This is a genomic window from Parabacteroides acidifaciens (genome assembly GCF_003363715.1).
GTDB classification, from domain to species: domain Bacteria; phylum Bacteroidota; class Bacteroidia; order Bacteroidales; family Tannerellaceae; genus Parabacteroides; species Parabacteroides acidifaciens.
Genome location: NZ_QREV01000023.1, coordinates 38,620 through 58,678 on the forward strand (window position 1 = coordinate 38,620; position 20,059 = coordinate 58,678).

General features: G+C 40.6%; 16 protein-coding genes. All 16 read right to left on the minus strand.

From position 1 onward, the window contains the following. Position 1: 1 nt before the first annotated feature. The 16 genes from DWU89_RS11005 to DWU89_RS11080 all read right to left on the minus strand — a co-directional run bounded on the left by DWU89_RS11005 (position 2) and on the right by DWU89_RS11080 (position 20,047). Entirely contained in the window at positions 2–1,495 is a 1,494-nt protein-coding gene (locus DWU89_RS11005) for a TolC family protein (protein WP_115499700.1), read from the minus strand. 19 nt (positions 1,496–1,514) lie between these two features. Further along, positions 1,515–4,595 carry an efflux RND transporter permease subunit gene (locus DWU89_RS11010; RefSeq protein ID WP_115499701.1) on the minus strand — a complete coding sequence of 1,027 codons (3,081 nt, stop codon included), beginning with the start codon at positions 4,593–4,595 and terminating at the stop codon, positions 1,515–1,517. Positions 4,596–4,663: 68 nt separating this feature from the next. After that, positions 4,664–5,728, minus strand: a complete 1,065-nt coding sequence (locus tag DWU89_RS11015) for an efflux RND transporter periplasmic adaptor subunit (RefSeq protein ID WP_115499721.1) — start codon at positions 5,726–5,728, stop codon at positions 4,664–4,666. A gap of 73 nt (positions 5,729–5,801) precedes the next feature. Continuing rightward, complete coding sequence (locus DWU89_RS11020; protein WP_115499702.1) at positions 5,802–7,631, minus strand: O-antigen ligase family protein; 1,830 nt, start codon at positions 7,629–7,631, stop codon at positions 5,802–5,804. Positions 7,632–7,644: 13 nt separating this feature from the next. Further along, positions 7,645–8,517, minus strand: coding sequence for a signal peptidase I (gene lepB / locus DWU89_RS11025; protein WP_115499703.1), 873 nt, complete (start codon positions 8,515–8,517; stop codon positions 7,645–7,647). A gap of 25 nt (positions 8,518–8,542) precedes the next feature. Then, positions 8,543–10,576, minus strand: a complete 2,034-nt coding sequence (locus tag DWU89_RS11030; RefSeq protein WP_115499704.1) for a discoidin domain-containing protein — start codon at positions 10,574–10,576, stop codon at positions 8,543–8,545. Between the two features lie 7 nt (positions 10,577–10,583). After that, positions 10,584–11,588, minus strand: coding sequence for a 6-bladed beta-propeller (locus tag DWU89_RS11035; RefSeq protein WP_115499705.1), 1,005 nt, complete (start codon positions 11,586–11,588; stop codon positions 10,584–10,586). Positions 11,589–11,720: 132 nt separating this feature from the next. Beyond that, positions 11,721–13,757 (minus strand): hypothetical protein, encoded by a 2,037-nt coding sequence (locus DWU89_RS11040; protein WP_115499706.1) that lies wholly within the window; start codon positions 13,755–13,757, stop codon positions 11,721–11,723. 139 nt (positions 13,758–13,896) lie between these two features. Continuing rightward, on the minus strand, positions 13,897–14,952 hold the full coding sequence (locus DWU89_RS11045) for a BF3164 family lipoprotein (protein WP_115499707.1): 1,056 nt from the start codon (positions 14,950–14,952) through the stop codon (positions 13,897–13,899). Then, positions 14,949–15,533, minus strand: a complete 585-nt coding sequence (locus DWU89_RS11050; RefSeq protein ID WP_115499708.1) for a hypothetical protein — start codon at positions 15,531–15,533, stop codon at positions 14,949–14,951. The genes DWU89_RS11045 and DWU89_RS11050 overlap by 4 nt, the downstream gene beginning before the upstream one ends. Before the next feature lie 63 nt (positions 15,534–15,596). Further along, a complete protein-coding gene (locus DWU89_RS21075) occupies positions 15,597–15,839 on the minus strand; it encodes an NVEALA domain-containing protein (RefSeq protein ID WP_115499709.1) in 243 nt (80 codons plus the stop codon). 312 nt (positions 15,840–16,151) lie between these two features. Further along, the gene (locus DWU89_RS11060) at positions 16,152–17,309 is read right to left on the minus strand and encodes a 6-bladed beta-propeller (RefSeq protein WP_115499710.1); all 1,158 of its coding nucleotides are present in this window, start codon (positions 17,307–17,309) and stop codon (positions 16,152–16,154) included. Positions 17,310–17,415: 106 nt separating this feature from the next. Next, the gene (locus DWU89_RS11065; RefSeq protein ID WP_115499711.1) at positions 17,416–17,652 is read right to left on the minus strand and encodes an NVEALA domain-containing protein; all 237 of its coding nucleotides are present in this window, start codon (positions 17,650–17,652) and stop codon (positions 17,416–17,418) included. A 223-nt stretch (positions 17,653–17,875) separates the two neighbouring features. Next, positions 17,876–18,745 (minus strand): DUF1573 domain-containing protein, encoded by an 870-nt coding sequence (locus DWU89_RS11070; protein WP_115499712.1) that lies wholly within the window; start codon positions 18,743–18,745, stop codon positions 17,876–17,878. Positions 18,746–18,751: 6 nt separating this feature from the next. After that, a complete protein-coding gene (locus tag DWU89_RS11075; RefSeq protein WP_115499713.1) occupies positions 18,752–19,807 on the minus strand; it encodes a BF3164 family lipoprotein in 1,056 nt (351 codons plus the stop codon). Positions 19,808–19,816: 9 nt separating this feature from the next. Beyond that, complete coding sequence (locus tag DWU89_RS11080) at positions 19,817–20,047, minus strand: NVEALA domain-containing protein (RefSeq protein WP_115499714.1); 231 nt, start codon at positions 20,045–20,047, stop codon at positions 19,817–19,819. Positions 20,048–20,059 lie beyond the last annotated feature (12 nt).

The window sequence follows — 20,059 nt, forward strand, 5'->3', positions numbered from 1 at the left end:
TTTACAACCCATTCTTATAGTCGAACTCGTTCGCAAGTGAAATGCCCGTCTCAAAATCATGCAAGGTCAGCTTCCTGATCTTATAATAGCTCAACCAGTAGTTTTGCAAAGCTGAAATGTAATTGCGCTGTGCTTCCTGCTGGCGGTTCAGTGAAAGGGTGAGGCTGTTTATATCCGCCTTCCCGATCATAAAACGCTGTTTGGTTTCGCTATAAGCCGTTTCGGCCAGATCCACCGCTTCTTCGGCGCTTGCGATCAGGGCTTGCTGGATATTGAAGTCGCCGACGGTCATGATCACATCTTCCTCGACGGTCAGTTCCTGCTGCTTGGCGGAGGTTTCTGTCACAAGCAGGTTGTTTTTGGCAACATTATGTTTCCCTTTCCTGACACCCCAGTCCACGAGAGGAATCGAAACAGACAGGGAGACTATCTCCTGTTGTTGCAGGTTCTTATAAGCATCCTGGATCTTACTGGAGACCTGGTTGAAGCCGACACTGGCGTTGATCTGGGCGTTGAACATCGCTTCTTTCTTGGTCTTGTCGACCTGTTGCTGTGCTTCCAGTATCTGTTGGCGGAGGTCCAGGAAAGTCGGGTTGTTCTCGCGTGCCAGTTCAAGTGCCTTGTCTACCGATATTTCCATATCGCGCGGGCGGCTCGGCAGGCGCAGGCGTATTTCCGTGTTTTTGTCGAAGTTCAGATAAGACGCCAGGCTGAACATGGCGCGCTTCAATGCAATTTCAGCATTTTTCAAGGTATTGCGGGCATTTACGGCATCGAGTTTCAATGTCAGCAGGTCCGCCTGGCTGATGGAAGCGATTTTGTGGCGTTCCTGCCCTGTCCGGTACAGCGTATCCGTAGTGGCAACGTTCTCTTTGGCCAGGTCGTATTCTACTTGCGCCATCGCTAAGGCGAAGAAATAGGTTGTAGCCTGCTCGCTCATCTGTTCCACGTTATAAAGAAGTTCTTTCTTTACTTTCTCGTATTTCAGCGGCTCGATTTTCCGTTCCCACTTGAAGGCGTTGTAGCCTAACAAGTCTTGCTGGTAACCTAAGCGTACGGGGACAGTCGAGAACTGGTTGTAGGTTTCGTTACCGAAATAACGCATATAATCCAGATCCGTATCCAGGTAGAACGTACCGCCCAGGAGGTCGAAGTTCTGTTGAACCTCCAATTGGCCGCCGGCATAGAGCGATTGCTGTTTTCTATACACGTCGATATCGTTTTCCGAATCGTATCGTTGTGTAAAATACCGCCGGTACTGTGCCGGTGTCAGGTTCAGAGTTAGACTCGGCAAACGTCCCGCCTTATAGGTCCGGTATTGCCAGTACCCTGCCAGATACATGTTCTTATAGCGGAAAGCATCCAGCGAACTGTCTGCCGCTAACGTTATTGTCCGTTCCAGTGTCAGCGTAAGCTGTGCCTTTCCCGGAAGCATACATAAAAGCATTAACAATGTGATTATGTATTTATACCTGTGTACAAACTTGTTGTTCATAACTTTTAATTTTCAATTTTCAACTTTCAACTGTTCTCACATCGTGTTTGCGGTAAATGAACCAATAGATTAACGGGATAACGAAAAGGCTGACTGCCGTACCGATGAACATGGCCGAGATCATGGCAATGGAGAGCGGTTTTTGCAGTTCGCTACCCATGTCGAAGGTGAAGAGCAGCGGTACCATTCCGAATATGGTTGTTAATGATGTCATGATGATGGGACGCAAACGTCGACGCCCGGCCTCATGTATGGCCTCCATGAGCGGAACCCCGCCTTTCCTGAGCTCGTTGATGGCATCCAGTTTCAGGATGGAGTCGTTGATGATGATACCGCAGGTAACAACGATACCGATGGCACTCATCAGGTTCATGGTATGCCCGCATATCCAGAGCACCAGCAAGGATGCGGCCACGTCGATCGGGATTTCCAGCAATACGATCAGTGGTTGCAGGAAACTTTCGAACTGCGCCGCCAAGATAAAATACATCAGGAGGATCGAGATGAAAAGGATTACCACCAACTCGTTCAACATCTGCTGGTTGGAGAAGAAACTTCCGGAGAAGTCTATATCCCAGTTTTTCTCAACTTCTTTCTTGACACCGTCCATCAGTTGGTCTGCCTTATTGACATCATAGAAACTGAACGGAATATATTCCCCGTTCTTTCCGGCAGTGATTGTTTTCAAATCTTCACCAGGAGTGACGTGTACCAATGATTGCAACGGTACGTATCTTACATTTCCATCCGCATCGGGAACCGTGTGGACCAGTGTTTTTTGCAAAACCTCGTTTACCGTCTGTCCCTCTCCGGCGAGTGCGATCGGCAGATATTGCTGGTAGGAGCGGAGCGTCGCCACCTCATTCTCTTTGAATGCCGTCTTCAATAACCGGTACACCTCATTATAGTCGACATTGTAAAGCAAGAGTTTTTGTCTGTCTATCGTGATGTTCAGCTGGTTGTCGAAAGCAATACCGACAGGAGCGTATCCGGTTCTCGCCTCTATCTGCCGTTCTATCTTACGGAGCACGGATGCGTCCGGAGCCTCAGTCTTGTTGTGTGAATAAAGCTCGGCAACAATATCCGCCTCCCCGGTGACAAATAGCTTTTCAAAGACCGTGACAGGCGGGGAGAACGAGATTACCGCCATCGGATAATGCGTCTTGATCCATTGTTCGACGGATTTCTGCAAGGGAGCGATCCCTTCCGGTTTTTCCGTCTTGAAATACATTTCGCTTTCCGAAGCCGACATTTCCTGGTCACGGTTCAACAGGAACTGCTGTTGTCCCACGTAGGCTGTATGTTCTGTCACCCTGTCATTGACGGATGACGTCAACTGGTTTATCCGGCTCCTGTTTTCGTCAATATGGATGTTTTCGTTCCATTCCACATGGGCGATCAATTCGTTCTGGTCGATCTCCGGCATACGGCTTTTGGGAATTTCGTAGAACAGGAGGCCGCAAAGCGGTATTGTAATGGCAGTAAGAATCAGGGCAACCTTCTTGTGGCGGAATATGAAATCGACTCCGCCGTCATAGAAGCGGTCCAATGTATGTTCTTTGACCAGGTTGTTGATCCGCATATTGAATCCCTTGTGTTTGATATCCGGGATACTATATACCAGTTTGTAAAGCACCGGCAACAACATGATTCCCGTAAAATAGGAAACCATCAGTCCGACTGTTACGGCAAAAGCCTGGTCGAAGAAGATCGCTCCGGCTATTCCGCTCATAAAAACCAACGGGACGAATACGGCGATTGTCGTAAAGGTCGAACTCAGCATCGGCGTGATCACTTCGGTTGTTCCTTTTTGGCAAGCCTCTTCTAATGAATCTCCGCGTGCCCTGTACTGCATGATGTTTTCGGTTACAATAATCGAACTGTCGATCATCATACCCAAAGCCAGGATCAGACCGGAAATGGAGATGATATTCAGGGACATCTTGCACAGATAGAAGAACAGGAAACTGATAATCAAACTCACGACCATACTCAACCCGATTACCGCCGGACTCTTGATGTCCCCCAGGAACAGGATTGCCACGATACAAATGAACAGGAAACCTAATGATAAGTTCTGCTTCAGGTTCGAGATGGTATAGTCCAACAGTTCCGTCTGGTTACGGCTCACATTGAATTCGATATCCGGATAGACCGTAGCAAAATAATCCGTCACCTCTTTCAGCGCCTCTTTCATATTGTCCATATTCTCGTCCGCCTGTTTGATCACAGCCAGCGTAACCGCCCGTTTCCCGTTGGAAAGGGATGCGCCGGTCTCTTTCTCCGGAACGACAGATATGCGTGCCAGGTCTTTTAACTGGTAAATATGGTTGTTCTTGCGTATATAGATGTTTTCCACATCTTCGGGTGTACGCAGCAGGGTCGAGAATTTAATGTTGTATTCGTAATACCCGTCACGTACGGTCATGCTGCCCGGTTCGATATTATTGGAAGTCAACGCAGTCTCCAGGTCGTCAAGTGTGATCTCTGACATTTTCAGCAGCTTCATATCCGGAACGATCTGCAACTGCCGTTTCAGGATACCGGTCACATCGACCATCGCCACTTCGGGCAACTGCTCGATCCGCCGTTTGATAACCGTTTCAGCAAACTGGCAGAGATCGAGGAAAGCTTGTTCATTTTCACCTTTCACCTTTCCACTTTCCCCTTTTAAAGTCAGGTTCAGGCAGAACACCGGAATATCGGTTGCACTTGCCTTGATTACCCGCGGACGTTCCACTTCACGCGGCAGGTAGTTCATGGCAGCGTCTATCTTTTCGTTTACCTCGATAAAAGCCAGATCCGTATTGGTCCCGAAATCGAAGTTGAGGCGTATGATGGCAGCTCCGTCGCGTGTCTCACTGTGGATATCGCGCAGGCTGGCAACCTGCATCAACTGTTGGCGGATGGTTTTTACTACTGTGTTTTCCAACTCGCGTGCCGATGTATTCTGTCCGGATACCTGTACGGTAATTTCCGGGATTGCAATATCAGGCAACAACGACACCGGAATGGTGAAGTAGGTAACCAACCCCACGATAAAGCAAGCCGTGAAAGCCATCAGTACCGCGATAGGACGTTGTAGTAGAAACTTTATCATGTATTAGAATTATGAATTGTAGATTATGAACTTTCAACTCTCAACTTTCAACTCTCAATTTTCAACTCTCAATTGTCGACCACCTTCACCGGTGCCTCGTGTGCCAAGTTGATATTTCCGCTTGTGATTACGATATCGCCCTCTTTCAGCCCGTCAACTATCGTGTAGCTGTCAGCATTTTCCAAACCGGTATGTACATAATTCCAATACGCCTTGTTGTCAGTCAATGTGAATACGACCTGTTTTCCGGAGCGGAGTACTACGGCGCTTTTCGGAACAACCAGCTGTTTTCCTAACGAGCGATGAATGCTTACCCGTACATTCATTCCTTCGAACAGTTTACCTTTGTCGCTTACGGCAGCTTTCACCTGTACCATTCCGTCTTTATCCACCAACGGATTTATCTCGGAAATACGTCCTTCCGCCATGATTTCGGACAGGGCAAAAGGTACGACTTCCACCCGGTCGCCCGCTTTGATAAGCGGCAGTTCGCTTTCCAGAACGGTGAAGGCCGCTTCCAGTGTGCGGGTGTCTATAATGGAGCAGAAAACATCGGATGTCGAAGCCGTATTGAATTGTTTAGCGAACAGATTGGCCACAATGCCGTCGAACGGAGCAGTCAAGACAGCATTGCGCTGTTCATATTCGGCAAGCTGATAGCTGATCAAGGCCTGGTCATATCCGCTTTTCACCCTGACCAGTTGCATGGTTGCAGGCGGCACTTTGGTTGAATCTTCCAACTTGTATCCCTGCCCGATCAATACGTCCTGCAGTTCCAGTTTGGCACGTTCGAGCGCGTCTTTGGCCTGTGCCGTTTTGTTTGCGAGACGGAAGGTCGACAGTTCCGCTAACTTTTGCCCTTTGGTCACGCGGTCGCCATTCTTCACATAGATGGCAGCGATCGGTTCCGCCGATTCGAATTTCACGTCGACAAAGCCGCGTGCGGACAGTTTGCCGTTACTGATCAGCTCGTGGTTGAAATCGGTCGTTTTCAGCGGCATCACGGTTACTTCGTTCGGCTCGTCCGGCAAAACCGTTTCCACGTTTTCTCCGGCATCCTTTTCTTTCTTTTCACCGGAGCAAGCCATCATTCCGGCCAGAATCAGTATCGCAAACAATTTGTAGTATTTCATATATCTTCTCGTTTTTATCAAAGTTGTCGTTTCGCAAATATACAAACATATTTTAATTACGAGCGATTCGTAATTACTTTTTTTCTAATATCTTTTTTATTTCTTCTCTCATCTCCATAATTGCCCTGCTTTCGACCTTCGGTTCTTTGGTCAGAACGGCGTAGGCGGCAGCCTGAAGTTTGTCCGGCTGATAGAAATCCGGTTCTGCATATAACTTGGCCAGCAGATAGTATGGATACAGCCTTTCGGGCAGTATTTCGATTGCGTGCAACAGCTCTTTTTCAGCCTCTTGGAACTCTTTGGCCGCCTGCCTGTTTTTCGCGATCATATAGCGGATCATCGGATCTCCGCTGAGTCGTTTCGCCCGTTCCAACACCTGTACGGCAGCTGCATATTGCCCCGTCTTATTCAGGCATTGCGCCTCCTCAAACAGAAATTCCGGCTTATGCTTCAGTCTGTCATGCAAGGCCGCATAATCTTCCGCCACCGATTCGTAGGCTCTATTATTGTAAAGCATCTGCATCCGTCCCCATTGTTTGTAAACCTCGTATTGTCCCTTTTGTATGGAGAAAATAATGATACCCGCCAATGCTATAATCACGATTCCCGCTTTTATCAATAGTATTTGGTAGTATCTTTTTCCCTCTCGAGAAGGAGCAGGGCGTGTGTTATTTTTCGTCGCACATATCGCCCCCAAGAACACCGCAACCACCCAAAACGACGGTAACTGCAACGGATACGACGACACCGCAAATACCGCCAGTGCGAGTATCCCGCCGACCGCCCCGTTTTGTCCGCTTTTTATCCCGCAATAGCAAATACTCCCCAGCAATAACACAAACACGATCAATCCCTCGATCCCCTGTTCCAGTCCGATCTGCAAATACTCGTTGAACGCATATTCCGGACATCCGGCCACCAGTCTCTCTTTGTCTGTCGCCGCTCCCGTTCCGAAATATTCCGCCTGTGTCCCGGCATAAGCCGCCGGGAAGCTGCCCAATCCCGTGCCGCCCGGATGTTCGGCTATCGCTTTTCCTGTTATTTTCCACATCAATAACCGCCCGTCCGCCGAGTCCTGTTTCATCCCGTAAACGCCGATCACAGCACTGCCGGCCAGGATGGCAACAATTATAATAAATGGAACAGCAGCCTTTCGATACGTTATATATACGGCTTTTGTCTTTTCCCATCCGATCCGTTCCACCCAATAAACCCATCCGCACGCCACAATTGCCGCCATCCACGCCGACCGGCTCATCCCGGCAGGTAAAACAATCAAGATCGCTCCGACACATATCCAGGCAAAATAGTGTATCAGCCGTTGAAACCGCAATGCCGCCCACAGGCAAACCGGCAATACGACCGTGATATATCCGGAGTAGGGACCCGGATTAAAGAAAGAACCTGTCAGCCGGAAAAGCGAATGGTTGGAATAGCTGTAACCGTGCAATTGCTGCATTCCCCAGACCGCTTCGGTCAATCCGGTAAGCATCAGCACAAACAGAAAATAGAATTTCAGGGAAGGATATTCCGTCAGAAAATAACGCAGCAGGAACCACAAGACCAATAACTGCCCACCGAAGAACAGCTTTTCCGGTTCGGGATTCAGCTGCCAGTCGTATGTCGCTAACGTTATTCCCGCAAAAACGATCAGCAGTCCGTCCGGCAATGAGAACGAAAGCGCTTTTTTGCTTTTTATCCAAACCGTCCCGATCGTACAAACCGCCATAAACAGCATAACAAGATGAAACCAAAACACTTTTCCCATCACCAACCCGTTTGCCAGTCCGCCGTCGGCAACCAATGGCGTACACAACAGCATCGCCCCACAAACGGATGCCAGTGCAATCGGAATTTCATGCCTATGGAATTTCAGTTTCATGCTCATGTATTTTATTTTCATGCAAGTCCGTTTTTTATTCGATCTTTTTCAGAAAACGGTCCCATCTGAACTTATTTGTATAGGGGTCGACAGACTTCCAGATGAGGCTGGCTTTTCCTACGATATACTCTTCCGGCAACAAACCCCAGTAGCGTGAATCTTGCGAATTTGCACTTTTATCCCCTGCCATAAAGTAATAGTTCTTTTGGAAACGATATGATTCAATCGTTTTCCCGTTTAGAAAGACAGCCGAATCCCGGTATTTAAGCGAACCTTTCTGTTCCCATTCGATCAGTTTGCGATATAAGAGATAGTTTGTCCGGTTCATCGGCAACTCGTCACCCGCTTTCGGGATATAGAGCGGACCGAAGTTTTGAATGTTCCAGCCGATAATGGAGTCGAACGGAAAACTTTTATACACTCCGTCGGGAAATTCTCCCGGCAAAGTCTGTCCGACTCTTCGTTGCGAGTCGATATTTCCTAATGGCGTATCGACCCCGCAGACTTGGAACATCCCGTTCCGGATCGACAAAGTGTCTCCCGGTAATCCGATGCACCGTTTAATATAATATTTCATGATGTGCATCTCGATCTTATCCCATCCGTTAGGATGAGGAAAATTGAAAACCAGCACATCATTCCTATTAACTTTCCGGAATCCGGGCACACGGTGAATATCGACCTGTTTAAGCTGCATGGTCGCTTGCAGGTTAAAAAGCCGTGCCCCCAATACCGGTTTCCAGATCAATATGGCATCTCCTTCTATCAGTTCCGGTTCCATCGAATCGCTGGGGATGCGGAAGGAGGTGAAGAGGAAGACTTGGCAAAAAAGCCAAAGGGCGGCAAGAGTGAAACTTATCAATAATAAGTTTATTCCCCAGTTGAATATGTTCTTTATAAATGTCATTGCTACGATTTATCTTTATTCTCTATTACCACCAAACCTGTTTCCCGTTTTCATAAGTAAACGGTCTGTGCTCCTTTCCTCTGGTGTGGTTATGTATGCGGAATAAAGCATTTTTTCGTATGTCGTGGTATGTCAGCTTGTTTTCTTTTGCATATTGCTGTCCTAATGAAATCCATTTCTTGTCCCAATAGAATAATTCATATAATTCTCCCGTAACAATTCTATTATCGTCGCTTCTTGGGTAAAACTCTACTTTTTCGATTTTGCGGGGTTCTCCAAAATCGAAAACGATGTACTGTTGTTTCTCGAATTTGTTAGGCTGATAGAACGAAACTCTGTCTCTGTCTATTGCGTTTTCAAGTTTGTTTTCACTTATTCCTTTTGTCCCGGTCAATTTTCCTTCTATTAATTGTTGGTTTTCTCCCCAAACTTTTATTTCCGCAATGGAATAAGGGTCTTGAAAGGTTGGCGTGTTTTGAAAGTCACACACTAAGTAACGGTACTTAGTGTGTGTCGGGATTTTGAAACTATCTTCATAGAATGGAAGTTTATCAATTGTATAAACGCGTAGGCTGTCAGACAAATCTTTTCTGTTACAGACTGAAAAACAAGTTCCCAATGTCCCGGCTGCTTGTAAGGCTGTATGCAGGCGGTATGGCGTTTTTGAGTAGAATGTCATTGACGGCTCTATCTCATTAGTGTTATGTGGAAAATGTTTTATTTCGCCTTCTGCTGTCAGGATAAAAGCATCTCCTGCCGGTATAATTGTTCCGTTTTCATAATAGGCAGGTAAGTAAAGGACATTGACGCCGACTTTTGGAAATAAAGCCCGTTTTTTTCTTGGAAGGCTCCAGCATACCGGAATCCAATTGTTATCATCATAACAGCATAAATAAACATATTTTTTTTTGTGCTTGCCTTCCCAAAGAGGCACTTCAATGTCTCTGCATACAATATATTTGTCTGTAATATCTTCTACTCCCGGATTCTTGAAGAAATCAGGAATTTCCTCTTTCGCCTGAAGCGCTAAACTGTTTTGTTGTATCTCATAATTGATCCTGTACACTTTAGGAATAGTTCTGCAATACTGTATCGAAGCGTATGGAGGTATGTCTTTTAAGGTTGGACTGTAGGTGTTTTTCCAAAATATATTATCTACTAAGATATCACTTTTTGAAATGTATGGCCTTTGTGTGTTGTCATACAGCTTGTCTATATGTTCGTCTCCAATTATTTCAGTCCAGAAATGGGAGGAATTAGCATTGCCCCAATTGGGAAAAGTATTCAATGCAGCTGGAATGCCATTTGCCCGCAATGCAGCAATTTTATAAATGTTTGCTTCTAAACAGGTTCCAATCTGTGCTGTTGCTAAATTCTTGAAAGTTGTAGGAAGCAGTCCTTTATGTTTTTGAGAAAAAAGGACCCAGTTTTGAACAAATGTTTTGTCTATATCTTCAGAGATAATCTCACCAATTTCTTTGTATGATTTATGAGAGACCGTATCTCTTAGTGTTGCATATTTCTGTTCAAAAAAGTCTGAAGCCTGTTCCCAATAACAGTTGCTGGTGGTGTAAGGAAGAATATATTTACAGAATGTATCAAAGTCAATGTCTTTACACCACGGATATTCTTGCCATACATGGAAACAATAGTCGATGTGATGGATAAGAAAGTCGGAAGATATGTGCTGAAGGTCCAACAGATATAGAGGACGTGACTCTGCATCGGGATATAATTGTTTGATGCTATCGCAAATTATATATTGGATATCGTTTTTGTATCGTCCTTGGTTATTAAAGTATATGGTAAAAGCATCAAAATATAGTTGAGATTTATTTATAGAACCATTGTCTATCTTTTGCTTGCCAATCATATTTTGAATTAGAAATTTGGTGGCTGTTAGTTTTGGTGACTGATTAATATTGTGCAATAAAGTTTGTTTCAAATTTTGCTTATTCTTATCTGATAGTTTGAGGGCATATTCTATTTGCCTGTCGTCATTGTTATATGAACAGGCGGAAAATGAAATTGCTATCAAAATTAAAAGTATAGTGTTCATTTAGAATTTATATTAAATCATTTAATTCAAAATAAGCAAATTGAATGTCATCATTTAAACACATAATTACTCTATTATTATCCTTGTCGTAACAAAAATCTTCTATTTTGTAACCTGTTTCCAGTGTTTTGATATAATCTCCATTTTTATTGAATATAATAAGGCTTGTAGGATAAAATTCTTTAGAGAAATTATCCCTTCCAAAGGATGATGATGCTATTATATTATCTTTACAAAAGACAATATTACTGTAATATAAAACCTTGTTTGTTTTCTTGCTATTCCATTGAGGACCATATATGTTATATAATAGGTCTCCATTGAAATCACATATCGTTATTAGGTCATGGTGGTAATAGGATTCAGCGTAAATTTTATTTTCAGAAGAAATAGCTATGCAAATACGCTTTTTTTCGATCTCTGGATGACTATAGTTCATTAGGTCGATTTTGCCTGTTGTTATATTCCATTTGGCAACATATTGATCGTATCCTGAATGTCCAGTTGGTTTAATTACAGAACCTATAGATAATGTATCATTTATATAATGATATTCATTAGGAAATAATTCTATATTAATATTTGCTTTTATATGGGGTTGGTATGATTGGTTAATTAATATGCTGTCGATATTATAACTGAATATTTTCTGTTTCCCATGATCCGTGATGTAGAGGTTGTGATTGTCTTCATTAATAGCAATATGTCCCATATTTGTGATTTCATTAGGTCCTTCCCCTTTATGAATGCAACTGGCTATATATTTGAAATTACTTTTGTCAAATATATGTATGAGATTATCAAATGATTTATAATCTCGTATGATTAAGTAATTATTAATTGTACTTAAACGTGTTCTTCCTCCGATAAGGACGCTTTCAACGTTAATCTCTTTTATTTTGTTCTTGATGTTGATTATATTATCTCTTTTCTGCTGAAACTTTTCAGTAGTGTTATTGTTTGTGCAACTTAGCAAGAATATGAAGAATATAAAATATGATAGTTTATTCATGATGTGAGATTGTTGAATTATAACGAGTTACATTTGATGTTTTCTTATTAATTTATGGCTCTTCGTTCAGGATGTTTTCCTGGATTCTGGTGATTCCCAACCTTTTTTGCTTTAAATTTACTACTTTTCCCATTACCACCAAACCTGTTTCCCGTTTTCATAAGTAAACGGTCTGTGTTCTTTTCCTCTGGTGTGATTATGTATGCGGAATAAAGCATTTTTTCGTATGTCGTGGTATGTCAGCTTGTTTTCTTTTGCATATTGCTGTCCTAATGAAATCCATTTCTTGTCCCAATAGAATAATTCATATAATTCTCCTGTGACAATTCTGTTGTCGTCACTTCTCGGATAGAATTCGACTTTTTCGATTTTGCAGGGTTGCTTCATTTCAAATATGATTTGTTGCTGCTTTTCTTGCGTGTCTGGTTGATAATATGAGACTCTGTCTTCATCCGTAATCATATCAAGCGTGCAATTAGGAGCGTTTTTTGTTCCGCTCCACTCGCCTGCAACTAATTTATTATTGTTTTCATATACTTTTATTTCAGCTATGCCAAAAGGATGTCCCATCGATTTCACATTTTTGAAATCGCATATTAAATAGCGGTATTTTTTATTGTCGGGAATGTTGAAACTATCCACATAAAAAGGTATTTTATTTATTGTATGAACAAGCGCACTATCTGATAAATCTTTTCTGTTGCAGACATAAAAACGAGTGCCTACTGCGTTGGCAGCCTGAAGTACTGTACGTATGCGATAGGGCGTTTTGGTATAAAATGTAGCAGAAGGCTCGGTTCCGTTTTCTTGCGATGAGAAAAATTTTAACTCTCCATTTGCAGTCAGAATAAAAGCCTCTCCTGCCGGTATAATTGTTCCGTTTTCATAATAGGCGGGTAAATAAAGCATATTGACACCCATTTTTTCAAAGAATACCCGTTTCCCTTTCGGACAGCTCCAACTTACCGGAATCCAATTGTCAGCATCGTAGCTGCATAAATAAATATGCTTTTTCGGATGTCGGTCGCTCCACAAGGGAACTTCAATATTTTTACATACTATGTATTTGTCTGTAATATCCTCAATACCTGGATTTTTAAAGAAATCCGGTATTTCCTCTTCTGTCGAGAGAGCTAAACTATTTTTTATCAATTCATAGTTGATTCGATATACTTTGGGGACAGTCCTACAATGTTGAATAGAAATAAATGGCACTATATCCTCTTTTACCAATGGGTTGTAAGCATTTACCCAGAACATATTAGTAATTAACGCATCTTTCTCGGAAAAATAAGGTCTTTGTGTGTTATCATATAATTTTTCAATTTGTTTATCTCCAATGATTTCAGTCCAAAAGTGAGGAAAATCTGAATTACCCCATCCCGGATGCATATTCAATACAGCAGGTATCCCATTCATTCGTAATGCGGCTATTTTATATATATTTTCTTCTAAGCAAGTTCCTATTTGTGAGGATGCTATATTTTTGAATGTTGTAGGAAGCAATCCTTTATATTTGTCTCTGAAAATAGTCCATTCTCGAAGAAAATTTCTATCGATATCGTTGGATATGAGTTCCCCTACTTCCTTATAGGATTTATCCCTGACTGTATCTCTCAACAATGCGTATTTTTCGGAAAAGAAATCGAATGCCTGTTCCCAATAGCTATTGTTAGTCGTATAAGGAAGAATGTATTTTTGGAAAGTTTCAGTATCAATATTCTTACACCAAGGATATTCGTTCCATATATGAAAACAATTATCAATGTGATGTATTAGGAAGTTGGAAGATAATATTTGTAGATCCTGAAGATATAGAGGGTGTGATCCTATATTTGGATATTGTTGATTGATGCTATCGTAAATGATGTATTGTATGTCGTTTTTATATGAACCATGTTGTTTAATATAATTACTAAAAGCATCAAAGAATGGCTGCTTTTTACTGATTGAATTACTGTCAAGAACCTGTTTGCCAATCATATTTCGGATAAGAAAATGAGTGGCAAATATTTTTTCAGGATCATCTTGATAATATTCCAATACTTTATTTAACTCCTGTCTGTTCTCTTTGGCAAATTCAAGAGCATATTCTAATTGCTTGTCTTCGTATGTGGAACAAGATAAAAGTGTGACAAATATTAAAAAAGAAAGAATTTTATATCTCATATTGTTGTTCTCTTAGAGTGATTAAGGCCATTCATATATTACTGAGACTAAGTTTGGATTGACAGTGATGGCAGATATCGTATTGCTTTTGTGTCTGTTACGATTCGTAAAATCTTTTTATGAGATTATTATTTACAATTTAATATTGAAACCTGATAATCACCGGGTCCGGTTGTTCGGAAAGCCCATAAATACACTTTTCTACTGGATCTACAGAAAAGAAAGTAATCGGTGTATCCAATTCGTAGTGTCGTAGCGGTGTTCCCTGATAGTCAAAAACGAATAGAGTACGCTGCATTTCTTCTCCTTTTTGGGGGGATATGCCATAATATAAAGCCCAGATTTCAGAATCAGTCAATACGCCGAATAGATATGAAAATTTGGTCTGTTCAGGAATAATGTATGCGAAATCATGATCATCTACTTTTCGGTTTCCTAAAACAGGGATAAAATTATCAGGTCCTTGTATACGCTGTATAAGCTGCATATCAGAATTGTATATTTCAATGAGATCGGAATAAGTATAAAAAATAACGATTTTATCATTGTGAGGGTTATAATATATCCTGTTTTCCCAAAAACGTTTTTTTAGATTATCCGGTATATTGTTTGTCGACACTTCCGGGAATTTCGTTTGTAATTGATTGTCTTTATTTCCAGAGGCATCAAAACGTGTCACCAAATTATTTGAATCGCTTAAATCCGAGCATAAAAAAGATCCATCGGGCAATACGGCAACACTGGTTGGCGCACCATTCTTAAATTTAACCGATTGAATTGGTGAAATATGTTTTCTATTGAGGAAATCGGGAATACTATATGCCTCCATTTTAGCCTGTTGCATATCGAACGCCCAAACCTTATCCGGATAAAATTGTAAAGACCAACAATTTAGTAATTCCCCTGGGCCGATTCCTCGTGGAATGTTTTCAGTTGTTTTACGACCACTCTTCTTATCATAGATTTGTGCAAAATAGTCACAATACATATCAACACTCACTAAAGAGGAATCGCATACCCAAATTCGAATGGGTTTCCAAAGAGTATCTATACTCAATATTTCACCTTTCAAAGAAGTCGTTTGCTTAAAATCATCTTTCGTGAAGAGGACTGTTTCCTTGACTGTTCCGGACTCTTTTTTGCAAGAGCATATTAATAAGATCGGAAGAATTGCTATATAGAATCTTATTCTCATTTCTCTTTTAATTGGTAAGTTAGTATTTTGAAAGAAGTTGTTTGGGATAATAATTCTTTCAGAATCGCCTCTTCTTTTTTTATGTCAAATTCTTGTAGAGTTGTTATTTTATCCAATGTCTTTTGTCCTATATAATCTTCTTTTGGTGCAAATAATATGATGGGAGCAACTTTCTCCTTCATTTTGGGAAGGGATTTAATTATATAGGGGGCGATTTGAGTATTTGATTTTAAAGGATGAACTGAAAAAAACTTTCCAATGAAATTGCAACATATCTCTATCTGGTTATTCTTATTATATTTGATTATAAGATCGACCCTCGGATTTTCTTTTATATCCAATGACTCATGAAAAATAACAGTCTTATTTATATTTTCAATGTTATCTTGAAAGCTCCATAACGTAACTTCCAAAGTCGTACTCTTAGAGAAGTGACTAAATTCAAAATGAGCAATATTTTCTTTCTCAGTCGGTTGAAACGGAAAGCTTGACATGGAACCATATCCGGCAACTTTGATACTGTCTTGAGCACTACAATAGAAAGATAAAAATAAGAATAATGAATAAATAAGACTTTTCATATGATTAATTTTGTGGAGGTGCCAGTCTATATGCACCTCCGTGTTTTGAATATAATATTTTTATTATCGAGGAAATTTCTCCATACAATAGATATACGATGTAGAGGTTTCCAAAACGCAGTATGTACTTGGCCAATAATAACAAAGCCTTTCACAATGTGAACTACTTTCATTGTCAGCTAATGCATTTATGTTTGCTAAAGCCAAATCTGACAGTTCAACTTCTTGTTTATTTTGCTGGTAATTCCAGCCAGCCGCTACGGCGATTGCAGCAAAAGCGATAGCGCCGATAATTTTCTTTCCCATTTCCGTATTATTTTAATGGAATTATTGAATCTTATTAATTTGTGGATCTTTGTTCAGGATGTTTTCCTGATATCAGGTGATACCAAACCCTTTTTTGTTTGCTTCAAATTTACTACTTTTGCTGTCACCTCCTTCTTTATTTGTTATTGAATGAGGAAAAGTCCGGGAGTTTCTGCTGAAGTTTGTAAGGCTATGCGCAGAAACTCCTTTCTTTTTTCCGTTCAGCAGTTCCGACAAAATCGTTCTTGAAGCTTTTGAATCGTTTTAAACGACAAGTACATTTGTGGCAACAATAACATTTGACGGTTGGTTCTACTGTTTAAAATCGAAAATCAAAAGCAATGGATTATCATCTTCTCGGGTTGTATTGATTATACTTTCAAATGGCTTAGATGGTGTGTGTGTATTCCGCCATTCAACTACAGAATAGGCTTCCACCGGAACAACGATAGAACCGCTCTTATTTGCATGATAAATAAATTGAGAAATAGGGATCGTTAAACCTTTGAAACAAACATCATCTTTAATTGTACCGAAAGTATTAGATGATTTATTTTTATGATCGAACAAGGTTAATTTTTTCTTTTGCTGATAAAAGCTACCAAACATCGTGAATCGTTCATCTCTTATAAAACTATAAATACCATAAGCATAAGACTTCTTATGCAAATTGTCGAAAAAATCTTTAACATTTTCATATTTCTTATCACTGAAAAAAGAGGCTGGTATATTTTTTCCTTTAAAATCGATGTAGAGAAGCGGATTCATACTTCCGCCGTCAACAGACTTGTAAATAGTATCATTGATCGGTTGAAAGAAATAAATAGAGTCATGATCTTGATAAAAATTGTGATGAGCAAATATGAACAAATATCCTGTCTGGTTCTTATCGACTTCCAAAAATACGGAATCTTCTTTCCAATTTCTAATCCGATGCAATTTGTGACCAGCGTCAAATCCGTTATATAAAAAAAATGTATTATTCACTATCGGTGAAATAGCTTGTGCATAGTATTCGAGATGAAATGTTGAAATATTGTTTCCTGAATGATCATACGTTATTGTTTTTTGTTGATTCCTATCCAATATAATAATATCTTCACCGTTTATCACGAAATCCGAAATCCCAGAATATTCATCTGGTGCTTCACCTCTTTTCTCAAAGCAAGAGACTAATTTTCCTTCTTCGGAGAAAACAAAAAGAGTTAGTCCATCAGAAATATAAATTTTATTATTTTCACACTTTACATTTCTTATTTCCCCCATAAGGGTATCTGTCGGAAGCTTAAGCATTCGAAAATTTTCAAAGTATTCTGACAATTTCAACTCTGCATCTGATGCTATGTCTACTTCTATGGCAGGAATGGATGCAAGTCTCTGTCCCTTCGGATGGCAACCGAATGCGATAAAGATCCAACAAACAAGAAGCCAAACTCTTTGTTGATTATGAAAAAAAATATACTTTCCCATTTGAAATAAATTGATGATTAGAGGTATTCTAAAAGATATGCCAAAATTATATCTTATAAGACATTTCTTGCGAATTAAATTTTGACATATCTCCTATATTTACTTTCTAACAAGCCGGTGATTGAGTACAGTTATTACCGTCTAAAGGTGTACAACAATATTCTCCATTCGACTTTTGAGCCAATGCCTTATTGTTCTTCCCGCTTTCATCTCTTGCCAAAGCCTCGACATTAGCCAAAGCCAAATCTGACAGTTCAACTTCCTGTTTATTTTGTTGGTAATTCCAACCAGCCGCTACGGCGATTGCAGCAAAAGCGATAACGCCGATAATTTTCTTTCCCATTGTTGTATTGTTTTAATGGAATTATTGAATCTTATTAATTTGTGGATCTTTGTTTAGAATGTTTTCCTGATATCAGGTGATACCAAACCTTTTTTGTTTGCTTCAAATTTACTACATTTGTGCGGTTACCTCCTTCTTTATTTATTATTGAATGAGGAAAAGTCGGGGAGTTTCTGCTAAAGTTTGTGAGGCTGTGTGCAGGAACTCCTTTCTTTTCCCGTTATTATTTCTCGATCACTGTCCCGATAAAATTCAGAGTCAGTGATTTATTTGGTATATTCCCATAAATATCGACTGTCCGTAGAAAATCTCCCGGTTGCTCTGCTTTGTAGCTAACTGTAATTATTCCGTTTTCTCCCGGTTGCAACTCTTTCCATTCGCAAGTTGCTTCGGTGCAATCACAAGAGGTGGTAAAATCTTTCAGTTTAAAAACGTTTGTTCCCACATTCCGTATTGTGACCGTTTGTTCTTTGGTTGTCCCGTTTAGAACTGTTCCTAAATCATATTCGGTCTTTTCCGGCTCAAGAGTTGTTACCGTTAATGTTTCTTTGTTTTGTATTCCCGTGATCTGTTTTAGGTAAAGGTCCTTTACCGCTAAATTGTGTATTGGATTTCCAATTACCACTACTCTGTTGTCCTTATCTAACAGGAATGTCTGGAAAGTGATATTTTGAGGAAAGTGATTTAGCTTGTCCAACTCATTATTTCGATCAATGCATACCGGACGGTTAAAATTATCCCGTTTCAGAATATAACGCAATTCTTTGTCGTCTTTTGACTGGAAAAAGAATAAGAATGGAATATTATTTCCTGTAACCGAATCTGTATAAGCAATCAATTCTTTCCATTTTGGGAGTTGTAGCTTACAACTGGTACAGCCAGTGGAATCGACATAAATTAGAACTTTGTAATCGGATTGCGGGATCTGATAATCTACAGTATCAGTTACAAACTGGGTGAAAGTGATATTTTTCGGAAAAACAATCTCTTTCCCTTGCCATTCCTGTACCAGTCGGGCAACTTCTTCTTTTTTGTTTTCTTTGCAAGAGGTTAACAAAAAGAGTATAGATAATAGGTATAACAGTGATTTCATCTATCGTTATATTTTAAATTCCATGATTGGTTCATCGCTTTCTACACAAGTGGCGATGATCGTTTTTGTTTTTTCGTCTACATCAATACCGTATATGGGTTTATCTAATATATATTTTTGTATAGGATTTCCTTTTAGGTCGAATACATATATGTAACGCCCTCCGTCTTCCGGTTTTTTGCCTTGTTGGTAAGATGCTAATTTGTCTTTGAACCGGACGCCCTGGAATACGCTGTAGATATGTTCGTCGGTGATAACGATGTCGCTGAATCCCATAATTCCGGTGGGAAAACCTTCTCCTTTGACACTTTTAAATTGGGGTTCACCATTCGGACCGTATAATACGGTATGGGTGTTCTCTTTGGTGTTATAGATTTCAATGGATTCTCCTAATTGAGTGACCATTGCAAATATGCCATTATGCGGGTTGTAATCAATAAAGCTGCGCCATGCTTGAGCCAATGCTGGACGGATTTCTTGTGTGAAATCTGTTTCAGAAGGGATTTTACCAATGCTTTTGATTGGTTTACCGCTGTAGTCGACTTGCCAATAGCGATGTTCTCCTAAATAATCAGGGATTAGAAAACAGGAATCTGTCGCATAAAAATCTAAAGAACGGACCAGACTTTTATCTAATTGTATCACCTCTTGTCTTATTGCCGAATAATTTTCAGCAGAGACAGCCCAACGCGATATTTGCATTTTGTTTGCATCGAGGGCATATATCGAATCGGGCGAGTTAAACTGGAATGTTTCCGCTGAAAGCATCTCTTCCGGTCCTTCCCCGCGCTTGCCGAAAGAAACGATATGTTTCCAGTTGGGATAGGTGAACGCGTGAAAAAAATAGTCAGTGTTATGCAAATCCATTACAATAGCTATACTGTCTTTGACCGCTACCCGGAATGGGTAGCGGAAAAAAACAGTATCCAGGTCGATAACCCGCGCACTTATTGCCTTTTCATTGGGAAAAGTTGAATAGCGGGGATAGCGAGTACCGGGGGAATCGGTACAGGAGATTATCGCACTGATACCTATTAATAATATATATGCAAAACGTTTCACGATTAGTTTTTAATCTAAGCTGAAGTTTGTGACTTTGTATTCGACTTTAACTGTCCGGCAATCAATAGAACCATAACCAAGGCAATAGGCATTATCGTCATTTTCACCACTGGCCAGTGCTTCAATGTTCTGAAATGCTAACTTGTTTAAAGTTGTCGTTTCATGGTTATTCAACAGACTGTAGGTTGCCAATAAACAGCTTGCTGTGAAAATCAATTTTAATAGTGTCTTCTTTTTCATAACTGCTTTTTT

What these genes read in the sequence shown, in the direction of transcription:
- lepB (WP_115499703.1), bottom strand. Translation starts at nt 8,517, where the DNA reads ATGACATTTATAAAGAACATATTCAACTGGGGAATAAACTTATTATTG.
- DWU89_RS21075 (WP_115499709.1), bottom strand. Translation starts at nt 15,839, where the DNA reads ATGGGAAAGAAAATTATCGGCGCTATCGCTTTTGCTGCAATCGCCGTA.
- DWU89_RS11050 (WP_115499708.1), bottom strand. Translation starts at nt 15,533, where the DNA reads ATGAAAAGTCTTATTTATTCATTATTCTTATTTTTATCTTTCTATTGT.
- DWU89_RS11060 (WP_115499710.1), bottom strand. Translation starts at nt 17,309, where the DNA reads ATGGGAAAGTATATTTTTTTTCATAATCAACAAAGAGTTTGGCTTCTT.
- DWU89_RS11070 (WP_115499712.1), bottom strand. Translation starts at nt 18,745, where the DNA reads ATGAAATCACTGTTATACCTATTATCTATACTCTTTTTGTTAACCTCT.
- DWU89_RS11015 (WP_115499721.1), bottom strand. Translation starts at nt 5,728, where the DNA reads ATGAAATACTACAAATTGTTTGCGATACTGATTCTGGCCGGAATGATG.
- DWU89_RS11040 (WP_115499706.1), bottom strand. Translation starts at nt 13,757, where the DNA reads ATGAGATATAAAATTCTTTCTTTTTTAATATTTGTCACACTTTTATCT.
- DWU89_RS11035 (WP_115499705.1), bottom strand. Translation starts at nt 11,588, where the DNA reads ATGAATAAACTATCATATTTTATATTCTTCATATTCTTGCTAAGTTGC.
- DWU89_RS11005 (WP_115499700.1), bottom strand. Translation starts at nt 1,495, where the DNA reads ATGAACAACAAGTTTGTACACAGGTATAAATACATAATCACATTGTTA.
- DWU89_RS11045 (WP_115499707.1), bottom strand. Translation starts at nt 14,952, where the DNA reads ATGAGAATAAGATTCTATATAGCAATTCTTCCGATCTTATTAATATGC.
- DWU89_RS11010 (WP_115499701.1), bottom strand. Translation starts at nt 4,595, where the DNA reads ATGATAAAGTTTCTACTACAACGTCCTATCGCGGTACTGATGGCTTTC.
- DWU89_RS11080 (WP_115499714.1), bottom strand. Translation starts at nt 20,047, where the DNA reads ATGAAAAAGAAGACACTATTAAAATTGATTTTCACAGCAAGCTGTTTA.
- DWU89_RS11030 (WP_115499704.1), bottom strand. Translation starts at nt 10,576, where the DNA reads ATGAACACTATACTTTTAATTTTGATAGCAATTTCATTTTCCGCCTGT.
- DWU89_RS11020 (WP_115499702.1), bottom strand. Translation starts at nt 7,631, where the DNA reads ATGAAAATAAAATACATGAGCATGAAACTGAAATTCCATAGGCATGAA.
- DWU89_RS11065 (WP_115499711.1), bottom strand. Translation starts at nt 17,652, where the DNA reads ATGGGAAAGAAAATTATCGGCGTTATCGCTTTTGCTGCAATCGCCGTA.